Below are 20302 nucleotides of genomic sequence, written 5' to 3'. Positions count from 1 at the left end.
GCATAATTAAAACCTAAAACCAGAGGTGGTTCCGTCCGCTACGCGGGCGGAACCACCTCTTTGGTTTTTAGTTTACTTATGTCTAGCTACTTAGTAGAGACAATTCATGAACTGCCTCTACATCTAGTATTCTATTCGTAAATCCTAATTTGGCTTAACGAGCTGAGAGAGTAAGAGTGTATAATTGGTTCTTCACTGCGGCGATATAGGAATCATTCGTCAAGAACGCAGCAGGTAATCGTTTGTCGGCAACTGCGGCTTTTACAAGTTGAGCTGCGGTGATCGTACCATCGTTAAAGCCTTTCATCAGACCTTCAGAGTCAGGAATACCTTGGCTTGTAAAATACCCCTGATGTGCCAGATAAGCGAGGTTAAAGGGTGTCAAGGTTATCTTCATTTTTACTTCTATAGAAGGCATTTGCATAGCATCTTGAGCCTTGGCAGCAGGAACTATAGCAGTTGCAGAGAGCAAGAGTGCAGGCAAGAAAGCTAGAAGTAATTTTTTCATGATTTTATCTCTCGATATAGAATTTATTCTTTTGGGGAACTAATTAATGAATTAGTTCTTTTTGTATTAATCTAAGTATTTACCTTTTGCCTGAAGTCACCCTGATGTGAAAATGAGAGAATGATTAATTATGCCTGAGAAGTTATAGCTGTTTTCAAAGCCCAAAAGAGAGTTGCACCGTAAAGCGGTGCAACTCTCTTTTGAGCTTTAAAGGCTATTGAGGCTTCATGGGATACAAGAAATTTTTTAAAAGGCTTGCTTCGCAAGCCTTTTAAAAAATTTCTTGTTTTTTGAGACACCGCAGAGCGTTGCAATCTTTCTTTTGTCTAGCTAGTTAATTCGCTTGAGCAGATGATCGCCGACACGTAAAGCATTCGCAATAATTGTTAATGTAGGATTGACGGCGGCACTGGAGGGAAAAAAGGAACCATCAACAACATAGAGATTATCGACATCATGAGTACGACAATTAATATCTAAAACCGAATCTTTGGGGTCTTCACCAAAGCGGCAAGTACCATTTTGATGCGCTACTGCCGCGATCGCTAATTTTTTCCGAAAATAGAGGGAGAGAGGCAAAATACGATCGCCACAATTTATCTTTTTTAATACTTGCGTCCAGCGATCCATGAGGCGATCGAAGGCGACAGTATTGTTTTCGGTATAACTGAGATGCACTGTGCCATTTTTGACGGTGACACGATTGTTGCGATCGGGTAAGTCTTCGGCTGTGATAAACCAATCAACGGAGTGCTGAGCAACTTGATCTAGTGCCATCCCTGGGGCAAAAACAGGAGCATCAAGGGCGATCATGTCTTTATTCACCTTGCCCAATAATTGGATCAGTCCCATCGGGTAGTTAAAGCCTTCTTCACCCCAGTAATAATCAAGCACAGCGAGAGTCTTTTGGAATTCGCTATGATTTGGCTTGGGAGTGATGCCAACGATCGCACCATGTTGATGTTTCATGAAGTTTCGCCCAACTTGGTCAGAGCTATTCGCTAAACCGTTAGGATGTTGATCATTAGCAGATCGCAACAACAAGACAGCAGAATTAATCGCGCCACAGGCAACCACCACAATATCGCCAGAGAAGTTAAGAATTTGATCGTCTAATTTCACTTCAACGCTGGTGACTTCCCTTCCCGATGGGCTTGTATGCAGTCGCAGTACCTCTGCCTCGATGAGCAAAGTGATGTTGTCTTTTGCGATCGCTGGACGCACGCAATTTATATCTGAGTCACCCTTGCCATTCACTAAACAGGGGAACCCATCACAGGTATTGCAGCGAATGCAAGCTCCCAAACGCCGATTGACTTCATTTAGCTTGATTGCCAAAGGAAGGTTAATTGGATTTAAGCCTTGCTTTACCAAGTCATCATGGATTTCTTGGATGCGCGGCTCATGGGAGACTGGTGGGAATGGATAGGGCGAGTTAGTTGGTGGCTCAGTAGGATCTTGACCACGCTCACCATGTACTTCATAGAGTTTTTCTGCTTCTGTATAGTAGGGTTCAAAGTCTTGATACTTCAGTATCCATTCAGGAGAAATACCTCCCTGATGTTCTACGAGATCGAAGTCCCGTTCTCTAAGACGCAGCAATGCGCCTCCATAGACTTTAGTGTTTCCGCCGACCCAGTAGCCAGTTCCTGGATGAATCGTACTGCCATCTTTATCATCAATCCAAGTTTCAGAAGTGTGATAGCGGTCTTTTTTATAGACTTCAACTGTATCCCAATTCTGTTTCTCTTGAGGTAAAAATGCACCTCTTTCTAGGATCAAGATCTTCTTTCCACTAGAAGCAAGGCGATAGGCTAAGGTTCCGCCACCTGCACCAGTTCCGATAATAATCACATCGTAATGTTCAGTAGACATTGATTTTCCTATTGATTTGAGAACGAAGATTTATTTAGACAAGAACTTCTGGAGAAAAGACATGAATCTCTTAGGTGCGGGAGCAGTAGATTCTTGCACTTTCGCTACCTTAGGAGGATTCCCCTGCATACCAGTGACTTCATAGACTTTAAATTCATTTTTACCTAGGCTGAAATTACCGTTACGATTGATAATCGCTTTGTCTTTGACTTGGTTGTAGACTGATTCTGAAATTAACAAATCACTTCCAACTTCTTGATTGGCAGCTTCAATTCGACCGACCGAATTTACAATATCACCCAAAGGCGTAAGAACATTGAGCTTGCTAGGATCTATCGGAATTAAAACGGCTGCGCCATAGTGAATGCCGATACTCATATTTAGTGGGTTGTAAGATAACTTCTTTAAGAAAACATTCAATTCCGCTATGGTTTTAAGCAGTTCCAAGCCCGCCCATACGGCTCTTTCTGCTGCCTGACTACTATTTTTCTCAAATCCAAATACTGCCATGACTCTAACACCCATGACGTTAGGAATAATCCCACCATATTGACCCACGACTTTCTGGACGCGATGGAAATAGCGACTCATGATATAGACAATATCGTAGTGAAAGTTTACCTCGTCAAAATTAGTCGATCCGCGAATTGTGGCAACTAGCAAAGCTACATTGCGATCGCTATTCACAGCACCTGTAGCTAGCTGCCCTTCGAGAATGTCTATATCCTCATTGTCAATTACCATGCGGCGAATCGAAACATCTCCTGTCACCTTGGTTTGGCAAGCAAGCCGCACATGGACGGGAAAATCCAGTTTTTTGGCTAAAGCTCTTTCAGCGCTAGTTGGAGGACTACAATTTTGCACTCCATCTAAAATCATGATGCGACAAGTGGAACAATAGGCATTCCCACCGCAGACGTGGGTATGCTCGATTCCATTTAACAATAAAGCTTCTAAAACCGTGTCAGATTTGTTAATCTCGACAGAACGTTTATCAGGTAGACAATTAATTTTTGACATAATTTCAACCTCATTCAATCTAATTTAATAGTTTTTTGCAAGCAACGATCGCAGACTTTAAGAAGGTGTTAACTTGATCGATACTTGCCCTAGGCTCGCCAAATTGTGAAGCAGTAAGAATTGCCCCAACCCAACCTTCTGTGTGCCAAATTCCATCACCATCTAGAATCGGTAAATTACTACGATCCTCGGGATAAGGATAGGGAGTCACATACCAGTATGGCTCGTTATAGCTGCTATCCCCTGGGGATAGACCGATGCCTACTGACTTTTCTTGTCCATTTATTTCATCTGGGATAGAAATCAAAGTCGCCATATCGAAATGATGTGGCCAAATGCGAACATCCGATGCCATAGGTTCTTGTTGGACTATATTTTGGAGAATACGATCTGCACTGGCGTAGTATTCAGCTAAATCTGAAGTTAGGTTCAGGAGTTGGAAAGTTGCGCCACGGGCAAGATCGCTGTCTGGGAAGTCGTTGGGTGGATAGGAAATCGGAGTAATTAAATCAGCAGCACCGCCCAATCCACCAACGATCGCCTTCATCCAGTCAAATGCTTCAGTCAATGTACGATCGCTTAATGCAAAAGCAGAAATAACTTGATCGCGATCGGTTACAAAATTTAGAGTTAATGCGATCGGATCGAGAGCAAGTCGATATGACTCGATCAATGTAATTGCGCGGGTTGTGAATCCTAGTTGATCGTCCCAGAATAATCCTTTATTACTCGAATCTGCTAGAGCGTTGGAGATGGCTGCTAATGGCTGGATTGCATAATGAAGTTGAATTCTCGCTTCAGCAAGTTGCTGATGATCGAGTGTAAATGATGGTTGATCGGGAATATTCATAATGTTATAGCTAAATTTTTTCGATTAATTTTTTTGATTAGGCGATCGCTTATTTTTCGATAATCCTCAGGGCATGACCATCGGGATCTCGGACTAAAAATCCGCGCTTAAACCCTAAAGAAAGAGAAGGAATTTCGATCGCATCGGGCGAGATAAAAATTGTGCGTGAATTTCGCAACTTTTGCGCGATCGCTTTAGCATCATTGACAACTAAAGTAGTCTGCCAATGCAGCAAGTCATTGGTGCGTGCGTCAGAGGGGTAAGGCTTGCCATCGCTCGGAGACAAGTAATCGAGAAACTCAATCCCTAAACCTGATGGCGCTTTTAATCCACTAATGCGTAACTTGGCTCCAAACACATTATTGAGATGCTCCTGTTCCGTGCCGAAGTTTTCACTTTCACCCGCCAGTTTGAGTCCTAGAACATCGCGATAAAACTTCAAGCTAGCATCAGTATTACTAACTACGATCGCCGTATGGTCAATTCCTAAAAAGACTTGCGCCTGATTCTCTTGCCATTTCGGATCGCCTTTACCTTTAGGAAAATAAATAATTTCTAAATTATGTCCGTCAGGATCTTTAAAGTAGAAGGCACGAATTCCTGCGGCGGCTTTATTAGTATCAGGAATCCTTTGCGGAGCAGTAGAAGCATGTTGCACCTTAAATTTACGAAGAATTTCATAGGCTTTATCCATGTCGCTGACTGCGATCGCAATATGTTGAAACCAGCGATCGTTACTGCGCGAATCGACAGGAATCGGTCTACCCTTCGGCGTGATAAATTCCGTTAATTCGAGAATCTCTCCGCCTAGTCGCATTTTTACCACTCTCAAACGCACTCCAAACAAGCCTTGGAGTCGTTCGTATTCAGAGCCTAAAACCTCAACATCAGATATTTTTTGGAAGGACAAAACCTCAGAGTAAAATTGAATAGCTTTATCCATATCTGAAACTGTAATGCCCACAGAGTCAACCGCAGTTACATTAGCTGGCTGGGCTTGGGCGATCGCATAGGGCGATCGGGTTGATAGCGGATTTAAGATTGCCGCCTCTTGGGCAAAGACTCCTAACACTAAAGAGAAGGCAATCAGAAAGACTCTTTTTTGGAATTTAATAGCCATACTATGCCTCAAGTCTTTTGATGAGATGTTCGGCAACCCGCAAAGCATTAGCAATGATAGTCAAAGTCGGATTGACGGCTCCACTCGAACAGAAAAAACTGCCATCAACAACATAGAGATTATCAATATCGTGGGTTTGACAATTAAGGTTCAGTACAGAGGTTTGGGGATCTTCACCAAAGCGGCAAGTCCCAACTTGATGTCCGACTCCTTGCAAAGGGAGTTTCCCAGTGAAATAGTTAGTGGAACCTTTGACAAAATAACTGTCATGAGACAGAATGCTCTCGCCACAGTCAATAGATTTAAGAATCTCGATCCACTTCTGCTCCAATCGGGCATAGGGTTCGGAATTATTTTCGGTATAGTCCAAAATAATGCGATCGCCATCAACACGAACGCGGTTGTTATGGTCTGGCAAGTCCTCTACAGTCAACCACCAATCGACAGAGTGACTTGCCACTTCTTCAGGTGTGCGGGGAGCGTAGGCAGCGGCATTGCCTTCGATCATTTCCTTATTGACTTTACCAAGGGTTTGGATTTGCCCCATCGGATAGTCGTAGCCATCTTCACCCCAATAGAAATCGTTGATCGATAGAGTTTTTTGGAACTTGGTGGGATTTGGCTCTTTCGTTACTCCAATAACGGAACCGAGCACATGTTTCATAAAATTGCGCCCTACCAAATCAGAGCTATTTGCCAAACCATTCGGGTGTTGGTCATTATGCGATCGCAGCATGATCGTCGATGAGTTAACTGCTCCACAAGAAAGAACGACTATTCCACCCGAAAAGTACTTAATCTCATTATTGATGCTTACTTCAACCGTAGTAATCTCCTTGCCAGAATCACTGGTATGGAGTTTCAACACCTTAGCCTCTGTCAATAGCGTCAAATTAGGATGCTGTATTGCTGGCAAAATCCCAGTCACCTCAGCATCAGATTTAGCATGAACTAGGCAGGGAAATCCATCACAAGTATTACAGCGAATACATTCACTCAGATGTTGCTGGACTTCATTTAGCCTGATACCCAGAGGCGTATGATATGGATGTAGCCCCTTCTGTTGGAGTGAGTTGCTAACGGATTCCATTCGCGGCTCGTGGCTGACCGCAGGATAAAAATAATCGTGGCTACGTGGTGGTTCGGTAGGATCTAGACCCTGATTGCCATGAACTTGATATAGCTTTTCAGCTTCAGTGTAGTAGGGTTCAAAGTCTCGATATTTTAGGGGCCAAGCTGGAGAGATACCATCCTTATGCTGATAGGATTCAAAATCTCGCTCGCGCAGACGAAATAAAGCGGCTCCATAAATCTTGGTATTTCCGCCAACAGAGTAGCTCATACCAGGATGTAATTCGTTGCCATCGCGATCGTACCAAACCTCATCATTATGATAGCGATTGCTCTTAAACGCGACTTTAGTATCCCAGTTTTCCTTCTCTCTAGGCATGAAACCGCCGCGCTCTAGCACCAAGATGCTTTTGCCAGTGGAGGCTAGCTTGTAAGCGAGTGTTCCTCCTGCTGCACCAGTACCGATAATAATGATGTCATAATGTTCGGCAGCCAAATGTTCCGTAGACAAGTTATCTGTTGACATTGCTTTTTTCCTACTGCTCTTGATAGTTCCAAAGCAAACCACCATCTACAACAATGGTGGAACCTGTAATGTATCGAGCCTCGTCAGAAGCTAAAAAAGTCACCACAGAAGCGACATCTTCAGGTTGTCCCAAACGACCGAGAGGAATATTTTTTAGCAAAGGCTCCAATTTAGAGGGATCGTTGAGAAGCGCTTTGTTAATTGGAGTTTCGATCGCACCAGGAGCGACGTTATTGATAGTGATACCAAGCGCACCAAGTTCTACAGAAAGGTTCCGCATCATCATCTTCAAAGCGCCTTTGCTGGCACAGTAGGCGGTAAAGTGGGGAAATGGTAATTCTTCATGAACAGAGCTAATGTTAATGATGCGTCCATTGCGCTTACCCTCGCTCATTTGATGTTTAACGAAGGATTGAGTCGCAAAGAAAACGCCTTTAAAATTGATATTCATTACCGCTTCAAAATCTTTTTCGGTAACATCCCAAAAATCTGCGTGTTTCTCAATCCCTGCATTGTTGACTAGAATGTCTAGAGTTCCAAAATGCTTGATGCTCTCATCAATTAATTTGCGAACGTCATCAACCATGCCCAAGTCAGCACCAATACTATAACCGCGATCGTTATCACAGAAGCCCTCAGCCATCATGCAATCTCCACCAGTTGCTTTGATCGCATTTAAAGTCTCTTCAGCACCTTGAGGATTAGAGCGATAGTTGACCACAACCTTAGCGCCTTCCTTTGCCAATCGAATCGCAATACCTTGACCAATACCACCACTGCTTCCAGTGACTAGAGCAATCTTTCCATCCAGCTTCATGATTTTTTACCGTGTTAAAATTTGCAATAGTATCGGAGCGAAATTCTCGGCAGGCTAAGACCATTGAGAGAATTTCAATCTATTTTGATTGAAAAGCTATTAGAGAGGGTTAGCGCGTTATAAAAAGTTGATTGGAATTAGCTGATGTTTCGAGAATTTTTTTTAAGCGTTCGCTCAGCAAATCCTCATTTTTGAGATTCTATTGCAATTTTTCAGCAGAGGTTTTGGAGGCAGGTAAAGAAGAGATTTTGCAGCTAATCTGATAAGTCTGTGATTATTACCAATCCGCCCTCAATTGTATATACTTGCAGTCGATATCCGCGAAGCATACTCATCCCAATAAGTGGATCTGTTTCTGCTGAATTTACTTCAATTTCTTGAGATTTGCCATCCCAAATAGCTACTGCGTCGTAAATATCAAATAAAACCTCACTTCCATCACCCAAAGTTCCGCGATCGCGATAACTCCACGGCAGACCAAGTTCAGTAATAATGTCGTTGGGAAGACTCAAGAAACCAGTAAATCCTGTATCAATAACAGCATTAATGGATTTTAGTTTGGCATTGCTACGAACGACCACAAGAATCGTAGCTTCATAATTCTTATTGCCGTATCCCTGCATCATAGCTTTTCTTTCAAGCTCCGCGCACCGAAACGATGAACGGCGCGATAGCCAATTCGGACGACCCAAGTTTGGGAATCGGGTAACCGTTCTCGAAGTTTCCGTGTGGCAGTCATCGTATCATTGGCAATTTCAAACGCACCTGTCTCAATGTCAATAGCAACTATTTTGCCATGATTACCTGCTTCGACTTGTGGGCGTATTTCCGTTTGGTAAATTAGATCACCTCGTTGAGCGAACTCTTCTTTGCTATAGCGGGGTTGACGGACTGCCATGATTGTGAATTTCCCTCGATCATTGCCTTGTCTAGCATTATAACTGACCAGAAGTTGTTCCTAACAAGTTGCATTCGTTCAAGAAAAAATAAGGTGCGTTACATTTCATTAACGCCCTCTACAAGATTTGCGATCGCACTATTTGCTGAACTGACACACAGCAGTTAATACCTTACCCATCTCACTATTTTCTTGTAAAAACATTTTTCCACCTTTCATAGTCATTTTGAGGGGTTTACTTTGACCGTTCATAACAACGGCTTGCTTGTCTTCGGCAACTAACCTAGTCTTACAACTGCCTGTAAATTGGCTAGTACCAGCTGTCATACCATTTTCAGAGACAGGTAATGTAATCATCTGATCGTAGGTGACGTTATCACCTTGCTTCTGGATTGTAGTGTTGTTGAAGTGATATTTATATCCTCTAGAATCTTGTGCGACATATACCCATTTATTACTTGCGCTGCAAGCGGATAATAGACAGAACGAGGATAGAATACCCAAAATTCCTATCAGCCAAGCTTTTTTCACGTTAAATACCTTTTTCAAAAAATATGAATCTAAGTCAACTGAGAACTGAATAATTTCGATATCAAGCTCTTGGTAGTTTCGTAACTCTTTTTATCTAGATAAACTGCTGCAATTAGAGCTTCAAAGGTTTCTCCTAACACAGAAGATTGTTGAGCAATATTCTGCTTTTGTTCACCCAAGCCAAAACGGATAAATGATGCAATACCAATCGCTCGAAACAAGTTCCCCAAACTTTCTCTTTTCTCAAGCTCTATCTTCTTGTTGGTGATACTTTCTCGACTGTTATGACCGTTCTCGATCAGTAATTCAACAAGGATTGCTTTCAGTATTGCGTCACCAAGAACGCGATAAATTTCCTGATCCTCGCAATGTCTACCCTGTTGCTTTTCTTCTTGAGCAAATGCTTTTCGTGTAAGCGCTCGAATTAGCAGTTCCTTGTTCAAAAAGGTGTAGCCTAAATTCTTTTCAACAACTACAATGTTTTCTGAGTTCATCTTTAACCTGAATGTATTCTGGATTTGAAACAATGCAAGCAAAACTATGGTGAATATAGCCAGAAGGTCGAATTTCTGCCTAACTGTATATTATCTTTCAGATCACAGGATAAATACATGTATGAAATAAATATCGCACAACTTGCCAGATAAAGCGACCAATAAGTGTAATAACAAATTTTTTGCAGCGTAACATACCTGAATGGAGTTTTATCGATCGCTGTGCAGCATAACATTCCTAAACCAGTGCTAAAAAATCATACACTTATACCAGCCTTCAACTAGAAAGCTGCGCGATCGCATTTAATTTTATTGCTCCATCACAAAATATAGTCAAGCAATGTCTCAAGAATTTTCTGAAATCCCTAATTCTCAAAATCGGGCTATCGGTAGGTGGTTACTCGCGATCGCAACTGTGATATTTGGCGCTTCTAATGCGATCGCTAGCAAATTACACGACCTTGGTGATAAGCATTTGATTGATGGCAGAAATCCAATCTCTTTACTTGTCTTGCCAAAGTCGAAGTCCAATATCAGCTACAGCTTGCACATCTGACAGCAGACGAGACTAATACATCGAGTAGAACTATTTGGACAAAGTTTGCAGCATAACTCGGCTCTGCTTTTCTTTTTGCCGATCATTCGCAGATAGAGTTCTGAGGCTACGATCATTCCCAGTGGAGGGGCGATACAATAAATCCAGAACCCGGACCATGCTTGTGCAGGTATAGCAGAACCCAGAGATCTAGCAGGATTCATACTCATCCCAGAAATCGGCGCGGCGATCGTAATGTAAATGACCAATAACATCCCAGCAAACACTCCCGTTAATTGAGAAAGCTTTGGATGATTAGACACATTGAGAATTAAGGTCATCAGTCCTAATGAAAGGATAAATTCAACCAAGAAAGCAATTAACTCACCTGCCGAACTTGGAACTGTAGCAATATAGTTTACGGCTGGATCGGCGATCGCCATACCAAGTAGAATTCCCGCAAACCAGACGCCTAAGATTGCACCAAGAACTTGTGCCAAGATGTAAAAGCAAGCATCTATTGTGCGAATTTTTTTAAGTCGCCAAAAGGTCAAAGTTACAGAAGGATTGAGATGTGCGCCCGATCGCTTACCTAAAGGCGAATAAATAATCAAAATCGCGGTTAGTCCAATTGTTACGCCAATTAAAAAACGTCGTAACAATGGATCGGCGATCGCTTGATGAATAGGAGAACTAGGAAGCTGAAAAATGGCTGTAACTATGGTTGCTACAACCATAAACATACCCAAACAAAGAGCCTCGATCGCATATTCGATTATATTCATCATCCAAATTTATGACTATGGTCTAATGGAATAACTAAGTAGTTTAAAAAACTAGAGATTGTGTCGCCCGTGTAGCGGGCGACACAATCTCTAGTTTTGGGTTTTAAATATCGAGAACAACCCTTGCAGTCTTAGGTTTAGAGATACAGATGAGGACTGAACCACGGTCAACAGAAGCTGTTGGTGTTTCTTCATAATCAACATCTCCTTCAGGAATTTTGCACATACAAGTACCGCAAACGCCGACTCGACAACTATGATCGGGATAGATATCATTTGCTTCCGCAAACTCTAAAATCGTTCCATCTTTAGGATTCCAGCTAAGCGTTTTACCAGACTTACTAAATACCACTTCGATAGAAACATGTTCTTGGGTTAAACCTTGGGCTTGTTCTACCTTCTTGGGCTTAGTCTTGGCAAAAGATTCAAATAGAACCTTATTATCAGCTACACCCCACTCCCTCAATCCATCTCGAAGCGAATCCATAAATGATGGAGAGCCACAGAGGAAATATTCTGCATCGGTCGAACCGTAAAAATTCTGCATCTCAGGTGCAACTACATTCTTGATCAAATCAACATCCACATAGCCTTTATGTTGATAATTGCCTTCATCAGTTAAGCTAGGGCGGCTATAGCAATAAACGATATGTAAATTAGGATTACTAACTGCGATCGCATTAACTTCATCGCGAAAGGCATGGAGACTTCCATCTCTCGCTCCATGCAAAAACCAGATATGTCTTTGTGGATTCAGCAAACCAGCAGCTTTTGCCATGCTAATCATCGGCGTAATGCCGACACCATTGCTGATTAAGACCGCAGGTTGCGAACTATTCACGTCTAGCACAAACTTTCCAGCAGGAGGTTTTGCCAAAATTACCGAGCTTTCATGAACGTGATCATGCATAAAATTAGAAGCGATCCCAGCAGGTGCGATCGTATCAGGGGGAGCAGGTTCGCGCTTAATCGAGAGTCGATAATGAGAGGTAGACTCGATATAATCAGAAAGTGAGTAGGTACGGATTACAGGTTTCGACTGTTCGGGAATATCTAGCTGAATCGTGAGAAATTGCCCAGGGGTAAAATTGGGAATCATTCCACCATCCACTGGTTTTAGGTAAAAAGATGTAATGCTTTCACTCTCTTTGACTTTGCGATCGACAACAAATTTGCGCCAATCTTTCCAATCGATACCGCCACCAGCTTCAACTAATGGGCTTTTTGATGTCTCAGATTTGCTTTTCCCAGCCGCAAGACCACCCATTGCCCCAACTGTAGCACTAGCGATTGAGGCATAAAAAATGAATTTATAGGCAGATTCATTCTTGAGGTTTACCAAAAAAATTGCAGCAGTAGCAGGGATGGTCACCAAAGTACTTAAAAAAAATCCAGAAGTTATTGCTCTAACAAAGGGATTTGAGATTTGTCTAATATCTTCTAACATTGGCGGATTCCGTTATTAATCTGATTTTTTAATAAAGAAATAATTTGTTGTGTCACGTCGAAGCCTCGCCACAACAAATTACTTCTTTATTCCCTAATAGTGAAATCGCTCCCACTTTTGAACCAATCTACTTGTTGATTTGCGGGCAAGTTTTATTTGTAAAGTCACATTTAGAAATGTAGGAAGCTTGCCAGCTATAGGGAATGGACAACAAATCTCTAGCGCCAGTCATACTCTGCCCTAAAAACAGGATAGTCGCAAAAATATTCAGTAAAATATGCACAGTGCGCCAGCGATTTTTGCGGTCTTGGTAAATATCCTGCACGATCGCTATTGAAAAAATCATCAACAAAGCTGCGGCTATCCCATAGTAGTAGTGAGAGAAAAACCATTCTTTATCGCGACGAAAGACTTCTGGTTGAGCACCTAAGATAATTAATCCTATTCCAGTTAGGGTCGCAAAAATACCGCGCCATAACTTGCTTGTAGCCCGATAGAGAAATACCATCGAAGCTATAGAAGCAATAAACATGATCGCCACAAAGGCAACCCGTGATGGCTCTTTGGTTAAAATGTCGCGTTCGATCATCTTGGAGAAAATCGGGAAAGCCATACCCAAAAGTGCTACTCCCACAACCGAGCCACTCAGCCAATAACCGATCGCTAAATGCTCGGAACCTACACTTGGAGGAATCTTACTTTTCTCTCCATTTGCGGCTTGCAGACGACGTTGACGAGTCAGCCAAGAACGATTGATGACGATACCAATCAATGGGAATACAAATGCGATCGCGATCGCGGGATGTAGTAAAGCTAGAGTGTCTTTTAGATCCATATGATTGGTAGGTGCAAATAACTTTAGTAAAAAATAATCAATTTGCCCCCTCTCAATGTCAGAGCGGGGGCTGAGAGTGAGTGTAAATATTCGCTCTACGAAACATCAATTATTTGACTTCTTTAGCAGGGAATGTAACCACCCGACCTTTTTTCACAGCGACTACTACATCATAAGTAGCACAATAGGAAAATGTGACATCATGAGTCTTGCTGTATAGACTTACTACCATACCTGCTCCACCTGGTTGCACTCCTAAAGGCATGAGATCGCCAAAGAACCAGCGACGCAACTGATCGCCACCACCAATCTGACCCTTGTTTTTGGTAATGATTTCAATATGCTTTGCTGCCTCTGTCTTTTCAGAAGGCATTTCTGTTTGGGCTTTTTTAGAAGGCATTGCCTCAGCGATCGCTACTGATTGAAATTGAGGAGTAAATGAGCGGACAGCTACATCACCAACTCCGATAAAACCTGCTAAAGCAACACTTGTAAGTAGAGGATTGAGGGACTTGATATTCATCTTAATATGCTCCTGAATTTGCTAGCTCAAACTACGATAACCAGAGACATTCGCTAAATCAGCTAATCTCTACTTCTCAATAATCGCCGATCGCAATGATACGAAGCTGAAATCAGGTTATGAGTTGTATAAGTTTAAAATTAAAAATAATTAGGTTGAAATTCATCGTTTACTCAGTTAGAGAGCAAAGTGCTCAAATCCGAACCAATAAAACTTTTGAGAGTGCTGCAAAGCAGCACTCTCAAAAGTTTTATTGGTTCGGTTGCTCGAAAATTGCTGTAATTATACCAATCCACAAAAGTGTCGTCACACTTTTGTGGATTAAAAACCAAACCCAGTAAGTAATACCAAAACACAAAATGGCGTAGCCATTTTGTGTTTTGGTATTACTTACTAAGACGCAGAACATAGCCGATGCCGCGAACAGTTTGAATTAGTCGGCAAGTATTATCAATTTCTAACTTTTGCCGCAAAGTACGAACATAAACCTCAATCACATTAGAATCACCGCCAAAATCATAACCCCAAACATTTTCTAAGATCTGATCGCGAGTCATGACCTGCTGGGGATGAGTCATTAGATATTCCAACAACTCAAACTCTCGCACCGTCAACTCGATCGCCTTTCCAGCACGCAATATTTCGCGTGTACGGAGATTTAGACTTAGGTCTTCAAATTGGAGCGTGTCACTATCTTCTGCCTTAGTACGACGTAAATTAGAACGGATTCTGGCAAGCATCTCTTCAATACTAAAAGGCTTGATTACATAATCATCAGCACCAGCATCTAACCCCGCCACGCGATCGCTAATATCATCCTTTGCTGTAACCAAAATGATCGGAACTTTACTCCCAGTCGCTCGCAACCTTCGACAAATCTCTACCCCCGATAATCCTGGCATCATCCAATCCAAAACTACTAAATCAGGTTGTTCCTGTCTAGCTTGAGTTAGTCCATCTAACCCATTGTGAGACATGCTCACTTGATAGCCCTCGCAAGTTAACTCCATTTCAATAAACTGCGCTAGCCTGATATCATCTTCTATTAAGAGAATTTTAGTTGACATAAATTTATAGATATATTAAACATCATGAATAATGCTCGGTGTGAGTAGCATAGACATCAAGCACTACTCACAAGAGATTTGAGAATAATCTTAAAGATACTGCCTTCGCCTAGTTGAGAATACACATTTAGAGTTCCGCCCATACCTTCAACCAAAACCTTGGCGATCGCCAAACCCAAGCCTGCTCCACCCGTGTCACGATTACGGGAGCGATCAACACGATAAAAAGGGTTAAAAATATTTAGTTGATCTTGCAGGTCAATACCACAACCGCGATCGCAGATACTGATCGCCACATAATCTCCTGACTTTTCTAATCTAATCGTAATCGCAGTATCCGAATACTTCACAGCATTATCAATCAACCTTAATAAAACTTGTTGGAGGCGAGCAGCATCAGCTAGCACTAAAATATTTGACTCCTCAGATTCAACGGTAATTTCACGAGATTTGACTTGCGGAGAAAATGCGATCGCTTCAGATATTAACCCATGCAATGGCACTGATTCGCGGCGCAAACAAATGGCGTGACAATCTAATCTTGCTAGATCAAGAGATTCTTGCAATAATTGAATGGTATGCTTCATTTCAAACATAGCAATCTCTAGGGCATTCTTTTGGAGATCCGTAAGGTTTTCATTACGGCGGTGTATGCTTTGCATATAGCCATATACCAAACTTAATGGAGTTCGCATCTCATGAGAGAAGTTTCCTATTAGTTGCAATTGTTGGGCTTGAGCCTCGTCAAGACTTACCATCAGCTTTTTTGCAGATGTCTCACTCGAAGGAGTTAAAGTAAAGTCACTCATATCAACCACGTTATTGTAAAAAAAAATTAGCGATCGCCACACTAAAATTGCGATGCTGACCAAAATTCATTTACAGCGCTTTGCGCTCAAACCCGAACCAATAATTTTTTTGAAAGTATTACTAAGCAACACTTTCAAAAAAATTATTGTAGTTCGTTTGATCGGAAATTGCTGTAAGGAAAAATCTTAGATTGTGCTTGGTAGCGTAAACAGCTAACATCAAAAAAGTTGAGAATTTATATAAATAATTATTACTCTTCTCTATCTCTGCAATATGATTTACCTTTAAATAATTAATTAGTAAAAGCTGAGTTTCAGCTGAGCATCTTTTCATGAAATACCTGAACCGTCTTTATCGCTATATGTTGAAGTTAGTTAAAGTATTTCTAAAAGGCATTAAATTTACCATTTCAGCTTTGCTGCTGCCTAGTCGAAACCGCATTAAAAAGCAACAACGAACCTTAGAAGTCCTATCCTCTCTCAGTTATCGTACAGGTGAGTTGAAAGGCTATCTCCAACTAGTAGCAAATAGCGTTAGTGAATTACTGGACTTAGATTGGGCAGTAGTAACTCTATGTCGTGAAGGATTTGAAAGAGTTTTAGCTAGCTCAATTGATATGGGTATCGAGGAAGACTATCAAATTAGTTTGCATGGTACTCTCACTGAAACTGTAATTCGTAATGGTAGATGCCTATATGTAGAAGACACATCTATAGATAAAAGTTACGGCGAACCACCAGATGGCTATTTAGCTTATTTAGGAGCACCTTTGAGACTTCCAACTGGGGAAATTATTGGCACGATCTGTTCTTTTCATCGGCAACCACGTAAATTTACTCATGAAGAAATGATATTGGTGGAAATTTTTGCTGAACGCGCTGCTACAGCCATTGACAACTATAATCTCTATCAAAAGCAACAAGAAATAAATCTAGCATTACATTCTGAGATCAAAGAACGGCAGGAAGTAGAACAAGCCTTACAAAAGAGTGAAGAACAGTTACGCTTGATTGCGGAAAATTTGGAGCCGTTGGTATGGATGTATTCCCATGATAGGAAGCCAATATACATGAGTCCAATGTTTGAGAAAGTATGGGGTATTCCCATCGAACAATGGTATGAGGATGGCGCAGTTTGCTTAAATGCTGTTATTCCTGAAGATCGAGAGAGGATATCAATAGCATTTAAGAAGGTATTTTTAGATGGAGGTAATTACGATCTTGAATATCGGATTGTCCGACCAGATGGCAGTCTCAGAATCATTCGAGATCAAGCTTTTCCGATTATTGATAAAAATGGGCAAATTTATCGAGTTGCTGGAATTGCTGAAGATATTACCGAGCGGCAACAAGAGCAACAGCGCACGATTAAAACAATGGAAAGGCTTTCAGAAATTGGAGAACTGGCTGCCACAATTGTTCATGAAGTTCGCAACCCTCTAACCACAGTAATGATGGGCTTAGACTTCTTTCATCGAATGGAACTGTCTGAGAATGCGAGGAAGCGATTAACCCTAGCTTTAGATGAAGCAGAACGTCTTAAGCGACTTTTAAATGAGATTCTACTCTATGCAAAACATGAGGTTATTCAAGTCATTCCTATTGATATGAACGAACTAACTTTGGAGCTAATTAAAAATATTTCTAGTACGCAAGTTGCAATTGGCAAGCAAATAGGTTTTGAAGCAATGCCTGAACCACTGATAATCTTCGGAGATAAAGATAAATTAACTCAGGTCTTGATCAACCTATTACAAAATGCCTGTGAAGCAGTACCAGAAGGTGAAAAAATTTCTGTAAGTTTTTCTTCTTTGATCAGTTCTCGCCAAATTTGTATGCAAGTACAAAATAGAGGCACACCTATTCCCTCTGAGCTTTTACCGAATTTAACAAAGCCATTTATTACCACTAAACCTTCGGGGAATGGCTTAGGTTTGGCGATCGTCAAAAAGATTGTAGAAGCGCATGGTGGCATATTAGAAATTGAATCTTCACCGATCGCAGGCACGATCGTTAGTGTTTTATTGCCGATAGCCACATAAGAGACTCACCCTGCGGGTGAGTCTCTTACAATTTTCTATGTAAATTCATCCAATAGCGATCGCACTTCGTACTACTTATACAATCCATAAAGTTAAAGCTCTTAAGAATATGTTTCAGCGAAGTTTATATGTTTGTGGCGGCATTATTGGTAGTCTCGCGATCGCATCTTTATTTCTGAACTCTCTTGTTTCGGGTAAGGCGATTAATACTGAGCCTCGTAACACTGAGTCTAGCGCAACTCAAACTTCTACTGCTATCCCTACTGTCAATCAGAAAGGAATGAAGACAGCCGTATTCGCAGGAGGGTGCTTTTGGGGAACAGAAGCAGTGTTTGAGCATCTTAAAGGAGTTTCTAATGTTGTTTCTGGCTATTCTGGCGGAAGTGCTGCAACTGCTAATTATGAAGCTGTCGGTTCTGGACGAACAGGACATGCTGAATCCATCAGAATCACCTACGATCCTTCCCAAATATCCTACGAGAAGCTTCTTGAAATATACTTTTATGTAGCGCATGACCCAACCCAACTAAATCGACAAGGGCCTGATCGCGGCACTCAATATCGTTCGGCTATATTTTTCGCGAATAGTGAGCAGCAGCAGATCGCAGCAGCTTATATTGAACGTCTCAACCAGACCAAAAGTTTTTCTAAACCTGTGGTGACTCAGTTAGCTCCTTTAGAGAGTTTTTATGCAGCAGAGGATTACCATCAAGATTTTATTGTTCACAATCCCGACTATCCTTATGTAGTCGCTCATGACCTTCCGAAACTTGCCCATTTAAGAAAGCAGTTTCCTGAAATATATAAATATTGAACTCGGTTTAATAAAAACATACCTTTTTGCAAATGTAACCTACTGAATGTATAGCTAGGACATAAAACCCAAAAGAGTAATGGCGGCGCTTCGCGCCGCCATTACTCTTTTGGGTTTTGATTTGTCCTAACTAACTCAAGCATTGCTATAGGTTACAACGATGACAATTAATTACTAGACTCTAGTGTAAAAATCAAAACTTACTTTCCAGCACTCCGCTCTGGCAAAAAATCACATTCTAAATCTTAGCCAAATCCATGTCCACACTGCTAGTCAAAAATATCCATACCTTAGTCACCATGGATCGCGATCGCCGCGAACTCCATGATGCAGCTATATTTGTCAGAGATAACGAGATTGAGCAGGTGGGGCTGACCACTGAATTACCTCAAACTGCCGATGAGGTGCTGGACTTACAGGGTAAACATATTGTTCTCCCAGGGCTAGTTAATACCCATCACCATTTTTATCAAGTTCTCACCAAAGTTATTCCCGCCGCCCAAAATTGCACTCTGTTTAATTGGTTGCAAACTCTCTATCCCATTTGGGGAAAGCTCACATCTGAGAGTATCTATATCAGCGCTCAGATGGCGGCGGCTGAACTAATTCTGTCTGGTTGTACAACAGCGAGCGATCATCTTTATATCTATCCCAATGATTGCAAACTGGATGATGAAATAGCAGGAATCCAAGAGATTGGAATGCGATTTCATGCAAGTCGTGGCAGTATGAGCGTCGGTGAAAGTCAAGGTGGACTTCCACCTGATGCTTTAGTTGAGAAGGAAGTTGATATTCTCAAGGACTCGCAAAGACTGATCGAGCAATATCATGATTCTTCTCGCTTTGCCATGTTACGGATGACTTTAGCGCCCTGTTCTCCATTCTCTGTCTCCCCAGACTTAATGGTCGAGTCGGCAAAAATGGCGCGATCGTATACCAGTGTGAGATTGCATACACATCTAGCCGAGAACAAATCGGATGTAGACTACAGCCTAGCCAAATTCGGTAAACCCCCTGGAGACTATGCTGAGTCTGTTGGCTGGCTAGGTGATGATGTCTGGCATGCCCATTGTGTAAAGCTGAGTGATGACTCGATCGCACAATTTGCACGCACGGGGACAGGTGTAGCACATTGTCCTTGCAGTAATACTCGCCTTGGTAGTGGCATTGCTCCAATCAGGAAAATGCTGAATCATGGAGTGCCTGTGGGCTTGGGTGTAGATGGCTCTGCTTCAAACGACACAGGCAATCTTTTGCAAGAAGCTCGCACTGCTTTTTTATTGGCGCGGGTGAATGAGTGCGACCCCACATCCATGAGTGCTAGGGAGATTTTGGAAATTGCTACATTGGGTGGCGCTAGGGTTTTGGGTCGTGATGACATTGGCTCGATCGCCCCAAATATGGCGGCGGATTTTATAGCGATCGATATTGAGCGATCGCAATTTGCGGGCGCACATCACGATCTGGTTGCAGCTTTAATATTTTGCCCAGTGCCATCAGTGGACTACAGCTTTATCAATGGTCGCAAAGTAGTCGATCGCGGTCAATTAACCACGCTAGATTTACCAACGCTGATCGAACGTATTAATAAGATTGCACGTAAGCTAGTTGAGTAGACAAAAAGGTGGGGCGCAATGCGCCCCACCTTTTTGTCTGCGAGATATTTTTAGCGCCGTAGGCGCTAAAAATATCAAAATTGGTTGTGACTAAATAGTTGACTAAATGCGATCGCTAT

At 41.9% G+C, this 20302-nt stretch carries 21 protein-coding genes; 4 read left to right on the top strand and 17 right to left on the bottom strand.

The window, feature by feature from the left end; translation table 11 throughout:
• Window positions 1-154 precede the first annotated feature (154 nt).
• The 11 genes from APA_RS18140 to APA_RS18090 form a co-directional block, all read right to left on the bottom strand.
• Window positions 155-508, bottom strand: coding sequence for a hypothetical protein (locus tag APA_RS18140; protein WP_201323662.1), 354 nt, complete (start codon window positions 506-508; stop codon window positions 155-157).
• Between the two features lie 330 nt (window positions 509-838).
• Complete coding sequence (locus APA_RS18135; RefSeq protein ID WP_201323661.1) at window positions 839-2383, bottom strand: GMC oxidoreductase; 1545 nt, start codon at window positions 2381-2383, stop codon at window positions 839-841.
• A gap of 30 nt (window positions 2384-2413) precedes the next feature.
• Window positions 2414-3403: an adenylate/guanylate cyclase domain-containing protein gene (locus tag APA_RS18130; RefSeq protein ID WP_201323660.1), complete on the bottom strand. Its 990-nt coding sequence runs from the start codon at window positions 3401-3403 to the stop codon at window positions 2414-2416.
• 19 nt (window positions 3404-3422) lie between these two features.
• Complete coding sequence (locus tag APA_RS18125; RefSeq protein WP_201323659.1) at window positions 3423-4253, bottom strand: hypothetical protein; 831 nt, start codon at window positions 4251-4253, stop codon at window positions 3423-3425.
• Between the two features lie 49 nt (window positions 4254-4302).
• The gene (locus APA_RS18120) at window positions 4303-5373 is read right to left on the bottom strand and encodes a VOC family protein (protein ID WP_201323658.1); all 1071 of its coding nucleotides are present in this window, start codon (window positions 5371-5373) and stop codon (window positions 4303-4305) included.
• Between the two features lies 1 nt (window position 5374).
• Window positions 5375-6970: a GMC family oxidoreductase gene (locus tag APA_RS18115; RefSeq protein ID WP_201323657.1), complete on the bottom strand. Its 1596-nt coding sequence runs from the start codon at window positions 6968-6970 to the stop codon at window positions 5375-5377.
• A gap of 10 nt (window positions 6971-6980) precedes the next feature.
• Window positions 6981-7787: a glucose 1-dehydrogenase gene (locus APA_RS18110; protein WP_201323656.1), complete on the bottom strand. Its 807-nt coding sequence runs from the start codon at window positions 7785-7787 to the stop codon at window positions 6981-6983.
• 254 nt (window positions 7788-8041) lie between these two features.
• Window positions 8042-8413, bottom strand: a complete 372-nt coding sequence (locus APA_RS18105) for a clan AA aspartic protease (protein WP_201323655.1) — start codon at window positions 8411-8413, stop codon at window positions 8042-8044.
• Window positions 8410-8685, bottom strand: coding sequence for a hypothetical protein (locus APA_RS18100; RefSeq protein WP_201323654.1), 276 nt, complete (start codon window positions 8683-8685; stop codon window positions 8410-8412). Before APA_RS18100 ends, APA_RS18105 begins: the two co-directional genes overlap by 4 nt.
• 138 nt (window positions 8686-8823) lie before the next feature.
• Entirely contained in the window at window positions 8824-9216 is a 393-nt protein-coding gene (locus APA_RS18095) for a hypothetical protein (RefSeq protein ID WP_201323653.1), read from the bottom strand.
• A 29-nt stretch (window positions 9217-9245) separates the two neighbouring features.
• Window positions 9246-9710, bottom strand: coding sequence for a ribonuclease III domain-containing protein (locus APA_RS18090; RefSeq protein WP_201323652.1), 465 nt, complete (start codon window positions 9708-9710; stop codon window positions 9246-9248).
• Between the two features lie 340 nt (window positions 9711-10050).
• Here APA_RS18090 and APA_RS18085 point away from each other — a divergent pair, with 340 nt between their 5' ends.
• On the top strand, window positions 10051-10266 hold the full coding sequence (locus tag APA_RS18085) for a hypothetical protein (RefSeq protein ID WP_201323651.1): 216 nt from the start codon (window positions 10051-10053) through the stop codon (window positions 10264-10266).
• Here the strand turns inward: APA_RS18085 and APA_RS18080 are convergent.
• The 6 genes from APA_RS18080 to APA_RS18055 all read right to left on the bottom strand — a co-directional run bounded on the left by APA_RS18080 (window position 10248) and on the right by APA_RS18055 (window position 15711).
• A complete protein-coding gene (locus APA_RS18080) occupies window positions 10248-11033 on the bottom strand; it encodes an MIP/aquaporin family protein (RefSeq protein WP_201323650.1) in 786 nt (261 codons plus the stop codon). The two genes, APA_RS18085 and APA_RS18080, sit on opposite strands and share 19 nt — an antisense overlap.
• Before the next feature lie 100 nt (window positions 11034-11133).
• Entirely contained in the window at window positions 11134-12477 is a 1344-nt protein-coding gene (locus APA_RS18075; RefSeq protein ID WP_201323649.1) for a 2Fe-2S iron-sulfur cluster-binding protein, read from the bottom strand.
• A 127-nt stretch (window positions 12478-12604) separates the two neighbouring features.
• Window positions 12605-13312 (bottom strand): DUF4079 domain-containing protein, encoded by a 708-nt coding sequence (locus APA_RS18070; protein WP_201323648.1) that lies wholly within the window; start codon window positions 13310-13312, stop codon window positions 12605-12607.
• Between the two features lie 109 nt (window positions 13313-13421).
• The gene (locus tag APA_RS18065) at window positions 13422-13835 is read right to left on the bottom strand and encodes a hypothetical protein (protein WP_201323647.1); all 414 of its coding nucleotides are present in this window, start codon (window positions 13833-13835) and stop codon (window positions 13422-13424) included.
• Window positions 13836-14221: 386 nt separating this feature from the next.
• On the bottom strand, window positions 14222-14902 hold the full coding sequence (locus tag APA_RS18060; protein WP_201323646.1) for a response regulator transcription factor: 681 nt from the start codon (window positions 14900-14902) through the stop codon (window positions 14222-14224).
• A gap of 56 nt (window positions 14903-14958) precedes the next feature.
• Entirely contained in the window at window positions 14959-15711 is a 753-nt protein-coding gene (locus tag APA_RS18055; protein ID WP_201323645.1) for a cell wall metabolism sensor histidine kinase WalK, read from the bottom strand.
• 332 nt (window positions 15712-16043) lie between these two features.
• Here APA_RS18055 and APA_RS18050 point away from each other — a divergent pair, with 332 nt between their 5' ends.
• From APA_RS18050 to APA_RS18040, 3 genes are all read left to right on the top strand, one after another.
• On the top strand, window positions 16044-17753 hold the full coding sequence (locus tag APA_RS18050) for an ATP-binding protein (protein WP_201323644.1): 1710 nt from the start codon (window positions 16044-16046) through the stop codon (window positions 17751-17753).
• A 109-nt stretch (window positions 17754-17862) separates the two neighbouring features.
• Window positions 17863-18567 carry a peptide-methionine (S)-S-oxide reductase MsrA gene (gene msrA, locus APA_RS18045; protein WP_201323643.1) on the top strand — a complete coding sequence of 235 codons (705 nt, stop codon included), beginning with the start codon at window positions 17863-17865 and terminating at the stop codon, window positions 18565-18567.
• Window positions 18568-18824: 257 nt separating this feature from the next.
• Window positions 18825-20183, top strand: coding sequence for an 8-oxoguanine deaminase (locus APA_RS18040; RefSeq protein ID WP_201323642.1), 1359 nt, complete (start codon window positions 18825-18827; stop codon window positions 20181-20183).
• Window positions 20184-20302 lie beyond the last annotated feature (119 nt).

Source organism: Pseudanabaena sp. lw0831 (genome assembly GCF_016584665.1).
Taxonomy (GTDB): domain Bacteria; phylum Cyanobacteriota; class Cyanobacteriia; order Pseudanabaenales; family Pseudanabaenaceae; genus Pseudanabaena.
Note: the sequence above shows the minus strand (reverse complement) of the source record. Positions and strands in the feature narration are given on the sequence as shown.